Source organism: Variovorax sp. V118 (assembly GCF_041154445.1).
Lineage (GTDB): Bacteria > Pseudomonadota > Gammaproteobacteria > Burkholderiales > Burkholderiaceae_C > Variovorax > Variovorax boronicumulans.
Map to the genome: position 1 here is coordinate 918,797 of NZ_AP028663.1, position 12,314 is coordinate 931,110.

At 72.3% G+C, this 12,314-nt stretch carries 4 protein-coding genes; all 4 read left to right on the forward strand.

Going from position 1 to position 12,314, the window contains the following annotated elements; genetic code table 11:
* The first annotated feature begins 3 nt into the window (after positions 1–3).
* Genes ACAM52_RS04290 through ACAM52_RS04305 form a run of 4 tightly spaced genes read left to right on the forward strand, consistent with a single transcriptional unit; the run spans position 4 to position 12,312 of the window.
* Entirely contained in the window at positions 4–2,169 is a 2,166-nt protein-coding gene (locus tag ACAM52_RS04290; RefSeq protein ID WP_369647693.1) for an AMP-binding protein, read from the forward strand.
* On the forward strand, positions 2,166–4,274 hold the full coding sequence (locus ACAM52_RS04295) for a condensation domain-containing protein (RefSeq protein WP_369646219.1): 2,109 nt from the start codon (positions 2,166–2,168) through the stop codon (positions 4,272–4,274). The genes ACAM52_RS04290 and ACAM52_RS04295 overlap by 4 nt, the downstream gene beginning before the upstream one ends.
* A complete protein-coding gene (locus tag ACAM52_RS04300) occupies positions 4,187–5,266 on the forward strand; it encodes a phosphopantetheine-binding protein (RefSeq protein ID WP_369646220.1) in 1,080 nt (359 codons plus the stop codon). The genes ACAM52_RS04295 and ACAM52_RS04300 overlap by 88 nt, the downstream gene beginning before the upstream one ends.
* Complete coding sequence (locus ACAM52_RS04305) at positions 5,266–12,312, forward strand: SDR family oxidoreductase (RefSeq protein ID WP_369646221.1); 7,047 nt, start codon at positions 5,266–5,268, stop codon at positions 12,310–12,312. The genes ACAM52_RS04300 and ACAM52_RS04305 overlap by 1 nt, the downstream gene beginning before the upstream one ends.
* The last annotated feature ends 2 nt before the right edge of the window (positions 12,313–12,314 follow it).

Below are 12,314 nucleotides of genomic sequence, written 5' to 3' on the forward strand. Positions count from 1 at the left end.
CCGATGCATCCCGTGGACTTCGTGACCCACCTGCGTGGCCTCGCCGCGCAGCGCCCCGACGACATCGCCTTGATCGCCATCACCGACCGCGATGGCGCCGCACTCGACACGCCCATCAGCTACCGCGCCCTCGACGCGCGCGTGCGCGGTCTCGCGGCGCACCTGCAGCAGGCCTTCGCGCCCGGCGGCCGCGCACTCATCATGCTGGACAACAGCGACGACTACGTTGTCAGCTTCTTCGCCTGCCTCTACGCGGGCCTCGTCGCCGTGCCGGTGTTCCCGCCCGAGTCCACGCGCAAGCGCCACCTGGGCAAGCTCGAGGGCATCGCCGCCGACGCGGGCGCCTGCTGCGTGCTGACCCACGCCGCCATCCGCGATGCGATGGCAGGCGTGGCCGACGCCTTCGCGCAGGCCACGCTCATCGCCGTGGACGAGATCGACGCCACCGGCGCCGACGCATGGCGCCCGCACACGCCGGCCGCCACCGACATCGCCTTCCTGCAATACACCTCCGGTTCCACCTCGGCACCCAAGGGCGTCATGGTCACGCACGCCAACCTGATGGCGAACATGCGCGCGATCGAGGAGGGCCTCTCGGTCTGCACGCGCGACACCTTCGTCACCTGGCTGCCGCTGAACCACGACATGGGCCTCATCGGCGGCCTGCTGCAGCCGATGCACCGTGGCGCCGTGGTGGCGCTGATGTCGCCGCGCTACTTTCTCGAGCGCCCCGTGCGCTGGCTCGAAGCCGTCTCGCGGCTGCGCGCCACGGTCAGTGGTGGGCCCGACTTCGCCTACCGCCTGTGCCTGGACCGCGTGTCCGACACGCAGTTGCAAAGGCTCGACCTGTCGTCCTGGCGCCTCGCGTTCTCCGGCGCCGAGCCGGTGCGCGCCGACACGCTGCGGTCGTTCCAGCAACGCTTCGCGCCCGCGGGCTTTCCGGCCGAGGCGGTGTACCCCTGCTACGGCCTGGCCGAATCGACGCTGTTCGTCACCGGCGGACGCCGCGGCGCCGGCATGGTCGCGCACGCCTTCAACAAGGCACGTCTGGCGCAAGGCGCCGTGGTGCGCGACGAGGGCGGCGCCATGCTCGTGGGCTGCGGCCGCAGCGTCACGCACCATGCGGTGCGCATCGTCGACACCGCCACGCTGACTGCCTGCGCGGACGGCGCCGTCGGCGAAATCTGGGCCTCGGGCCCGAGCCTGGGCAGCGGCTACTGGAACAAGCCCGAGGTGTCGCAGCAGACCTTCGTCGAGCACGACGGCACGCGCTGGCTGCGCACCGGCGACCTGGGCTTCGTGCACGACGGCCAGCTCTACGTGGCCGGCCGCATCAAGGACATGATCATCGTGCGCGGCCACAACCTGTACCCACAGGACATCGAGCGCGAAGTGGAGCGCGAGGTCGAGGCCGTGCGCAAGGGCCGCGTCGCGGCCTTCGCGGTCGAGGGGCCGGAAGGCGAGGGCATCGGCCTCGCGGCCGAGGTGTCGCGCAGCATCCAGAAGCTGGTGCGGCCCGAGGTGCTGGTCGAGGCGCTGAGCGCGGCCGTGAGCGAGCAATGCGGCGAGCCGTTGTCGGTCGTGATGCTGCTCAACCCCGGCGGCATGCCCAAGACCACGAGCGGCAAGCTGCAACGCGGCGCCTGCCGCCAGGGCTGGATCGATCGCACGGCGGACGCCTATGCGATCTACGCCCACGGTGCGTTCGTGCTGGGTGGCAGCGCCCCCGCAGTCGACACAACCGAAACCGCGCTCGACGACGTCGAGCAGGCCCTCGCCACGATCTGGCACGAGGTGCTGCGCCGCCCCGTCGAACGGCCGCTGGCGCGCGACGCGCACTTCTTCACCCACGGCGGCAACTCGCTCGCAGCCACGCAGGTGGCCGCGCGCATCGGCGAGCGCTGGGACATCGACTTTCCGCTGCGCGTGCTGTTCGAGCAGCCGCGCCTGGGCGACCTCGCGCGCGAACTGCGGCGCGTGCTCGCGCTCGGCCAGCGCCGCGCGCACCAGCCGATCCCGGCCCTGCCGGCCGAGCGTCGCACGGGGCTGCTCGCGCTGTCGCATGCGCAGGCGCGCCAGTGGTTCCTGTGGCAGCTCGATCCGCAGAACAGCGCCTACCACGTGGGCGTGCGCTGCGCCTGTCGGGCGTGCTGGATGCCGACGCAATGAAGGCGGCGCTCGAAGGCCTGCTCGCGCGCCACGAGAGCCTGCGCACCGTGTTCCGCACGGCAGCCGACGGCACGGTCGGCCAGCAGGTGCTGCCGGCGGCGCCGCTGGCGCTCGCCCACATCGATCTGCGCGCGCTGCCGGACAGCGACCGCGAAGGCGCCGCCGCCGCGCAGGCGCGCGCGCTGCAGGTCGAGCCCTTCGACCTCGTGGCCGGCCCCGTGCTGCGCGCCGCGTGGCTCCAGCTCGGCGACGCGCACCACATCCTCGCGATCGTCACGCACCACATCGTGTCCGACGGTGCCTCGCTGCAGGTGCTGCTCGACGAGTTCGGTACCGCCTATGCCGCAAACGCGAAGGGCGAAACGCCGTCGCTCGCCACGCCACTGATCCAGTACGCCGACTACGCCGCGTGGCAGCGCGACTGGCTCGCCGCCGGCGAGGCTGAACGCCAGTTGGCCTACTGGCGCACCCAGCTCGGCAGCGACCATCCCGTGCTGGCCCTGCCCACGGACCGTCCCCGCCACGCGGTCGCCAACTACCGCGCGGCCTCGCATGCCTTCGACCTTGACGCGGCCCTCGTCGCCCGCCTGCACGCCACCGCGCAGGCGCATGGCGCCACCCTGTTCATGGTGCTGCTCGCGGGCTTCCAGGCGCTGCTGCATCGCTACACGGGCCAGCCCGACGTGCGCGTGGGCGTACCGGTCGCCAACCGCCACCGCCCCGAGACCACGGGCCTCATCGGCTTCTTCGTCAACACGCAGGTGCTGCGCGCCACGCTGAACGGCCGCACCCCGTTCGCGCAACTGCTGGCCCAGACCCGCGAGGCCGCGCTCGGCGCGCAGGCCCATCAGGACCTGCCGTTCGAGCAGCTCGTGGACGCCCTGCAGCCGCAGCGCAGCCTCAGCCACAACCCGCTGTTCCAGGTGATGTTCAACCTGCTGCGCGAAGACACGGCCGTGCTGCGCGGCCTGCCGGGCCTGGCGGTCGACGAGTACCGCATGGACGACAGCGCCGCGCAATGCGAACTCGCGCTCGACATCCGCGAGCGCGCCGACGGCCAGGTGCGCGCGGTCTTCACCGCGGCGGCCGAGCTGTTCGACGAGGAGACCGTCGCGCGCATGGCCGTGCACTACCGTGCGTTGCTCGACGCGCTGACGGCCGACCCGGCCCGCGCCATCGGCGATGCGCCGTGGCTCGCTGCCGAAGAGCGGGCGCAACTGCACACCTGGGGCACGGGCCCATCGCCCGCATCCGCCGCGACACCCGCGCATCGCCTGTTCGAAGCGCACGTCCGCCGCGCACCCGATGCCATCGCGTTGATCGCAGGCGACACAGAACTGTCTTACGCCGCCCTCGACCGCCGCGCCAACAGCCTCGCGCACCGCCTGCTGCGCCACGGCGTGCGGCCCGACACGCCAGTCGCCGTGGCCGTCGATGCCCCGATCGATCGCGTTGTCAGCCTGCTCGCCGTGCTGAAAGCCGGCGGCACCTACCTGCCGATGGACCCGTCGCACCCGCCGCAACGGCTGTCGCAGTTGCTGGCCGACAGCGGCGCCGCGCTGTTGCTGACCGGCAGCCACAGCTCGGTGGACGGACCCGTCACGCGCATCACGGTCGATGACGCATCGCTCGACGACGAACCGAACGAGGCGCCGCGAGTCGCGCTGCACGACCACCACCTGGCCTACGTGATCCACACCTCGGGCACCACCGGTCGCCCCAAGGGCGTGGCGGTGGCGCACGGCGCGCTGTCGATGCACCTCCAGGCCATGGCCGACACCTGCGGCTTCACGGCGAGTGATCGTTCGCTGCAGTTCGCGCTGCCGCACGTCGACGCCGCCATCGAGCAGTGCCTGCTGCCGCTGACCTCCGGCGCCGCACTGGTGCTGCAGCCGCAGTGGTGCTCACTCGCCAGCGAACTCGATGCCCTGCTGCAGCGACACCGCGTCAGCGTGGTCGACCTGCCGCGGCCTATGCGCGCCAGCTGCTGCAGGACCAGCCGCCGTTCCAGCACGCCGTGCGCCTCGCGCTCTTCGGCGGCGAGGCCTGGACCGGCGAAGACCTCGCGCTGGTCCGCCGCGTGCTGCACCCGGCATGCGTCGTGAACGCCTACGGCCCGACCGAAGCCGTGATCACGCCGACCCTGTGGTCCGCCGACGCCGAGGCCATCGTGCAGGGCTACGCCCCCATCGGCCGCCCGGTCGGCCGCCGCACCGCCCATGTGCTCGACGCCGACCTGCAGCCCGTGCCGCAGGGCGTGCCCGGCGAGCTGTACCTCGGCGGCGACGGCCTCGCGCGCGGCTACCTCGGGCGCGCGGCGTTGACGGCCGAGCGCTTCGTCGCCGACCCCTTCGACGAGGCGGGCGGTCGCCTGTACCGCACCGGCGACCTCGTGCGCTGGCGCGCCGATGGCCAGCTCGAATACCTGGAGCGGCTCGACCACCAGGTGAAGGTGCGGGGCTTCCGCATCGAGCTCGGCGAGGTCGAGGCGCGCTTGCGCGAACAGCCCGGCGTGCGCGAGGCGCTGGTGTGCCTGCACGAGGGCGCAGCCGGCCCGTCGCTCGTGGCCTACGTCGCACCGGCGGCGGGCGCATCGCTCGACGCGACCACGCTCAAGACGCAGATGGCTCAGGCGTTGCCCGACTACATGGTGCCCTCGGCGTTGATGGTGCTCGACAGCTTCCCGCTCGGCGCCAACGGCAAGGTCGACCGCCGCGCGCTGCCCGTACCGGCGGTAGCCGGCACCCCAGGCTACGAAGCCCCCCACGGCGACGTCGCGCAGACGCTGGCCGCGATCTGGGCCGAGCTGCTCAAGGTCGCACAGGTCGGGCTGCACGACAACTTTTTCGATCTCGGCGGCAACTCGCTGCTCGTGATCCGCATGCACCGGCTGGTGGAAGACCGCCTGCAGCCGGGCCTGGCGGTGGTCGACCTCTTCAAGTACCCGACCGTCGGCGCGCTCGCCCGTCACATCGAGCAGAAGGGGCGCGGCCCCGCCGCTGCCGCCACCGACGACGCCGCGCAGGCGAAACAGCGCGCGCAGCAGCAACGCGCCGCCCTGCTGCAACGCCGCCGACCCACGGAAAGAACCCTCTGATGCACGCGCAAGACGACACTCCGCCTTCTTCTCCCGACACCACGGGCCTCGAGATCGCCATCGTCGGCATGGCCGGCCGCTTTCCCGGAGCGCCCGACGTGGACGCCTTCTGGCGCAACATCCGCGACGGCGTCGAGTCGGTCACCGTCTTCAGCGACGACGAACTGCGCGCGCGCGGCGTGCCCGAGCGCGCACTGGCCGATCCCGACTACGTGAAGGCCGGCGTGCTGTTCGACGGCCTCGACCGCTTCGACGCCGGCTTCTTCGGCTACTCGCCGCGCGAAGCCGAGCACCTCGATCCGCAGCAGCGCATCTTTCTCGAGTGCGCCTGGGAGGCGATGGACCACGCGGGCTGGCCGACCGGCCAGAAGGGCGGGGCGCCGGTCGGCGTCTACGCGGGTGACGGCCCCAACCTCTACCTCATGAAGCACCTGCTGCCCGCCGTCGGCATCGACGCGGGCACCGGCATCGCCGACATGCTGGGCCTCATGAGCGGCAACTCCGCCGGCTCGCTGTGCACACGCGTGGCCTACAAGCTCGACCTGCGCGGCCCGGCCCTGAGCGTGCAGACCGAATGCTCGACCTCGCTGGTGGCCGTGCACCTGGCCTGCCAGGGCCTGCTGAGCCACGACTGCGACATGGCGCTGGCCGGCGGCGTGTGGCTCAACCTGCTGCAAGAGGGCGGCTACCGCTACCAGAACGGCGCGATCCTTTCGCCCGACGGCCACTGCCGCGCCTTCGACGCCCGGGCCGCGGGCACGGTGATCGGCAGCGGCGCGGGCATCGTCGTGCTGCGCCGGCTGGCCGACGCGCTGCGCGACGGCGACACCATCCACGCCGTCATCAAGGGCACGGCCGCCAACAACGACGGCGCCGACAAGATCGGCTTCACCGCACCGAGCGTGCAGGGCCAGGCCGGCGCGATCCGCGCGGCGCAGCTGATGGCCGACGTGCCCGCGCACACGGTCGGCTATGTCGAGGCGCACGGCACCGGCACCACGCTGGGCGACCCGATCGAGCTGGCCGCGCTCACGCAGGCCTTCCGTGCGGATGGCGGCGATGGCGGGCGCTGCGGCTACTGCGCCATCGGCTCGGTCAAGACCAACATCGGCCACCTCGACGCGGCAGCCGGCGTGGCGGGGCTCATCAAGGCGACGCTGGCGCTGCGCCACCGCACGCTGCCGCCGAGCCTGCACTTCGAGCAGCCGAACCCGCAGATCGATTTCGCGAACAGCCCGTTCCGCGTGAACACCGAGGCGCTCCCGTGGCCCGAGGGCGACACGCCGCGCCGCGCGGGCGTCAGCTCTTTCGGCATCGGCGGCACCAATGTGCACGTCGTGCTGGAAGAGGCGCCGCCCGTGGTCACGGCCACAGAAGCGGCCGGCTGGCAGGTGCTGCCACTGTCGACCCGCAGCGCGTCCGCGACACGGCAGGCCGCGCAGCAGCTGGCCGATCACCTGCGCGCGCACCCCGCGTTGCCGCTCGCCGACATTGCCCACACCCTGCAGGCGGGCCGCCGCGTCTTCGAGCACCGCAGTGCCGTGGTGGCCGACCATGCCGAAGGGGCCGTGCAGCTGCTCTCGGCGGGCGAGGGTCTGGCCGTGCGCGCCGCGCCCGCGCAGGCACCCGAGGTGGTCTTCCTCTTCCCCGGCGGCGGCACGCAGCACGCCCAGATGGGCCGCGCGCTCTACGAGGACGACGCGGCCTTCCGGGACGACATCGACCGCTGCTGCGCGCTGCTGGAGCCCGAACTGGGCTTTGACCTGCGCACCGTGCTGTTCCCCGCGCCCGGCGGCGAAGCCGAGGCCGACGCGCGGCTGTTCGACATCGCACTCGCGCAACCCGCGCTCTTCGTCGTCGCGTACGCGATGGCGCAGTGGTGGATGCGCCGCGGCGCGCGGCCCGCGGTGATGATGGGCCACAGCCTGGGCGAGTACGTCGCCGCCTGCCTGGCGGGCGTGTTCCGCCTCGAAGACGCGCTGCGCGTCGCGGCCCTGCGCGGTCGCCTGCTGCAGTCGATGCCGCCCGGCGCGATGACCGCCGTGCCGCTGTCGCAAGCCGCGCTCGCGCCCTTCCTGGCGCCGGGCTGCGACCTCGCTGCCGCCAATGCCGAACAGCTGTGCGTGATCTCGGGCCCGCGCGAGGCGGTCGAGGCCGCCGAGGCGCGGCTGCGCGCGGCGGGCCACCTGCCGCGCCGGCTGCATGTGTCGATCGCCTCGCACTCGGCAATGACCGAGCCGCTGCTCGCGCCGCTCGAAGCGCTCATCGCCTCGGTGCCGCGCCGGCCGCCGACGATCCCCTTCGTCTCGAACGTCACGGGCCAGCTCATCACGCCCGAAGAGGCCATGAGCCCCGCCTACTGGGCGCGCCACCTGCGCGGCACCGTGCAGTACGCCGACGGCGTGGGCACCTTGCTGCAGGTGCCGGGTCGTGTGCTGCTCGAAGTCGGTCCCGGCGAAACGCTGGCGGGCCTGGCGCGCCAGCATCCGCTGGCCGACACCGCCGCCGGCGTGCTCGCCAGCCAGGCGCACCCGCAGCAGCAGGCGCGCAATGCGCAACAGATCGCGCAGACGCTGGCCCAGCTCTGGGTCGCAGGCGTGGACATCGACTGGGCCGCCTGCCGCGCGGGCGCCGCGCGTCGGCGCGTGCCGCTGCCGGCGTATCCGTTCCAGCGTCGCCGCTACTGGGTCGAAGCGCCCGGCGCCGCAAAGGCGGTGCAACGCATCAATGCCGGCGCGTTCTACTTGCCCTCGTGGCAGCGCACGGAGCCGTTGGCGCTCGCGCCTTCAAGCGATGCCGAAGGCTGTCTGCTCGTGCTCGGAGACAGCCGCAGCCTCACGGGCCACCTCGTGCGCCAGCTGCGCGCGCAGGGCCGCACCGTGGTGCTGGCCGAGCGCGGCAGCGCCTTCGCGCGCACGGGCCACGGCCACTGGACGCTGCGCCCCGGCGCACGCGACGACCACGCGCGCCTGCAGTCCGAGATCGCGGCCGACTTCGGCGCCATCGCCGGCATCTACCACCTCTGGAGCCTCGACGAAGCGCTGCCCGCGCAGCAGCCGCAGGCCGAGCTGCTCGAACGCAGCTTCTTCAGCCTGCTCGCGCTCGTGCAGTCGCTCGACGCGGGCGACCGCACGCTGCCGCTGGCCGTCGTCGCCAACCAGCTCGAAGACGTCACCGGCACCGAGCCGCTGTGCCCCGAGAAGGCCACGCTGCGCGGCATCGGCAAGGTGATCGGCCAGGAATACCCGCGCGTGCATTGCCGCGTGATCGACGTCGTGCTGCCCGCGCCCGAAAGCGATGCCGAAGGCCGGCTGGTCGCGCAGATCGTGGCCGAGGCCGCGGCGCTGCAGGCCGAGCCCGGCGAGCCGCTGGTGGCCTGCCGTGGCGCGCACCGTTGGATCAAGACCTACGAACCCGCGACACTGACCGCCGCCGCGCAACCGCGTCTGCGCCGCGAGGGCGTCTACCTTGTCACCGGCGGCCTGGGCGGTGTTGGCCTTGCACTGGCGAAGCACCTGGCCGTGCACTGGCAGGCGCGGCTGGTGCTGCTGGGCCGCACGGCGCTGCCGGCGCGCGCGGAATGGCCGGCGCTGGTGGCGGCCAACGGCACGCCCGCCGCTCTGAAGGCGCGGCTGCAGCAACTGCTCGAACTCGAGACGCTCGGCGCACAGGTGCTCACCGTGTCGGCCAACGTGTCCGATGTCGACGCGGTGCGCGCCGCTATCGCGCAGGCCAATGCCCGCTTCGGTGCGCTGCACGGCGTCGTGCACGCGGCCGGCGATGCGGGCGGCGGCATGATGGCCGGACGCACGCGCGCGCAGGTCGACACCGTGTTCGCAACCAAGGTGCGCGGTACGCGCGTGCTGTTCGACGCGCTGCGCGGCCAGCCGCTGGACTTCGCGTTGCTGTGCTCGTCCATCTCCAGCGTGGCCGGTGGCCTGGGCATGAGCGACTACGCCGCCGCCAATGCCTACCTCGACGCCGTGGCCGTCGCGCACGAACGGCTCGGCGCGTTCCCGGTGTTCTCGGTCAACTGGGACGCCTGGCGCGGCCTGGGCATGGCCGCGCACATGGACGTGCCCGACGACATCGGCATGGACGGCCCCGAAGGCGCGCGCGTCTTCGAGCGCATCGTCAACGGCCCGGCGCGGGCGCAGACCGTGATCTCGACCACCGACCTGGCCACGCGCCTGGGCCCGCTCGACAACGGCATGCTCGACCTGCTCGGCGACGAGGCACCGGCCGCCGCCGCAGGCGCGGCCCACCCAAGGCCCGTGCTGCAGACCCCGTTCGTCGCACCGCAGGGCGAGGTCGAGACCGCGCTTGCCGCGCTGTGGACCGAGCGCCTGGGCATCGCGCCCATCGGCGTGGACGACAACCTGTTCGAACTCGGCGGCGATTCGCTCGTTGCCATCCAGCTGCTGTCGCGTGTGCGCAAGCGCTACGCGACAGAGCTGCACCCCAGCGAGTTCTTCAAGGCGCCGACCATCGCCGGCCTGGCCGCGCGGCTCGGTGTCGCCTCGACCGCCGCCGCGCCACCGCGCAACGCGATGGAGATCACGCCCGTCGCGCGCGGCGGCGCGCTGCCGCTGTCGCCGATGCAGCGCCGCCTCTGGCTGGTCGACCGCCTCACCGACGCTGCCAACCGCAGCGGCCGCGCGGCCTACAACATGTCGGCCGGCCTCGCGCTGCACGGCGAGCTCGACATCGGCGCGCTGCGCGCCGCCATCGACGCGATCGTCGCGCGCCACGAGGTGCTGCGCACCGTATTCACCGAGGACGACGAGGGCGAACCCATGGCCGTCGTGCGCTCCGGCGCGCCGCTCGACATTCCCGTCATCGCACTCGACGACGGCGCGCGCTACGGCCCCCTGTTCGACGAACTGGTGCGCGCACCGCTCGCGCTGGCCGAAGGTCCACTGATCAAGGCCACCGTCGTACGCATGGCCGCGCTCGAGCATGTGCTGGTGCTCGTGGTGCACCACATCGTGTTCGACGGATGGTCGATTGCCGTGTTCGCACGCGAGCTGGCCGCGTTCTATGAGCGCGCGCGGCGCGGTCAGCCGCTCGAACTGGCACCGCCGCCCGTGCAGTACGCCGACTACGCTGCCTGGTATGCGCGCGCGCTGGCCTCGGACGGCTTCGCGCCGAAGGCCGCGTTCTGGCGCGAACGGCTGGCGGGTGCACCGCAGGCCTCGGGTATCAAGCCTGACCACCAGCGCCCGGCTGTGCCCACGCATGCCGGCGATTCGGTGCGGCTCACGCTGTCGCCGGCGCTGTCGCAATCGCTGGCCGCGCTCGCACGGGCGTCGGACACCTCGCTGTTCACGCTGCTGCTGTCCTCGTTCTTCCTGTTCTTCCACCAGGCCTCGGGCGCCGAGGACATCGTCATCGGCACCGACGTCGCAGGCCGCGGCCACCCGGACCTCGAAGGGCTGCTCGGCTTCTTCGTCAACGTGGTGCCGCTGCGCTCGCGCCGCGCGAAGGGAAAGACCGACTTCGCGCACTGGCTGGCCGCCACCAAGGCCGACACCCTGGCCGCGATGGACCACCAGGACGTGCCCTTCGACCGCATCGTCGAGCTGTCGGGCGTGCCGCGCGCGCGCGACCGCAACCCGCTGGTGCAGGTGCTCTTCGTGCTCCAGAACACACCCGAGATCCGGTTCGCCATCGAAGGCGCCGAGGTCCAGGTGCTGCCCCAGCAGATGAACGAATCCAAGTTCGACCTGGCGGTGTTCGCCAGCGAACACGACGGCGCGCTCACCGCCGAGTGGGTGTTCGCCACCGACCTCTACCGGCGGGAGACCGTCGAAACCTTCACCGCTTCGTGGCATGCGCTGCTGGAGCGGATCGTCGTCACACCTGGCCAGCCGATCGACGCGCTGGCCCCCATGCCCTCGGAGGAATCCATCGCCATGACTCACGCTCCCAACGTCCGTCCGGCCTCGAAACTCGACAACAAGCTCGGCAAACTCGGAAAGCTCGACGCCCTGGGCACCGGCCGCGCGCCCGTGCGCGCCGCCGCGCGGCCCGCCGTGCAGACCTCGTTCCTCAAGCCCGGGGCCGAATTTCCCATCGTGCTGCAGGCCACCAGCCCCGAGCTCGACACCGTGGCCTGGGCCAAGGGGCAGGCCGACTACATCGAGATGCTGGTGGCCAAGCACGGCGGCATCCTGTTCCGCGACTTCGGCCTGAAGACCCCGCAGGATTTCGAGGCCTTCGCCGAAGCCATCGAGCCCGAGCTGTACGGCAGCTACGGCGACCTGCCCAAGAAGGAGGGTGGCAAGAAGACCTACCGGTCCACGCCATACCCCGAGCGCCAGATGATCCTGTTCCACAACGAGAGCGCGCACCTGGACCGCTGGCCACGCAAGCAGTGGTTCTTCTGCGAGCTGCCGTCGCCCGTGGGCGGCGCCACGCCCATCGTCGACTGCCGCGAGATGCTGCGCCGCCTGCCCGCCGAGGTGGTGGCCGGTTTCGAGCGCAAGGGGCTGCAGTACGTGCGCACCTTCACGCCCGGCCTGGACGTGAGCTGGCAAGATTTCTACAAGACCGATCGCCGCGAAGACGTCGAGGCCCGCCTGGCCGCCGCCGGCATCGAATGGCGCTGGTTCGACGGCGACACGCTGCAGACGCGCACCCGCTGCCCCGCCGTGATCCGCCACCCGCTCACCGGCGAGCGCGTGTTCTTCAACCAGGTGCAGCTGCACCACGTCGCCTGCCTCGAGGCACAGGTGCGCGAAGACCTGCTGGCCATGGGCGGCGTCGAGCGCCTGCCGCGCCACGTGACCTACGGCGACGGCTCGCCCATCGCCGACGACACCATGGCCATCGTCGGCGAGGCCTACGAGGCCTGTGCCGTGCGCTTCGACTGGCGCCAGGGCGACGTCGTGATGCTCGACAACATGCTCGCCGCCCATGCACGCGACCCCTTCGAGGGCCCGCGAAAGATCGTGGTGGCGATGGGCGCGATGTTCGACCGCGCCGCGCTCGACGACGGCGCGCGTGGTGCCGAGTCCCGCCTGGCCGACGAACAAGGCGCCTGAAC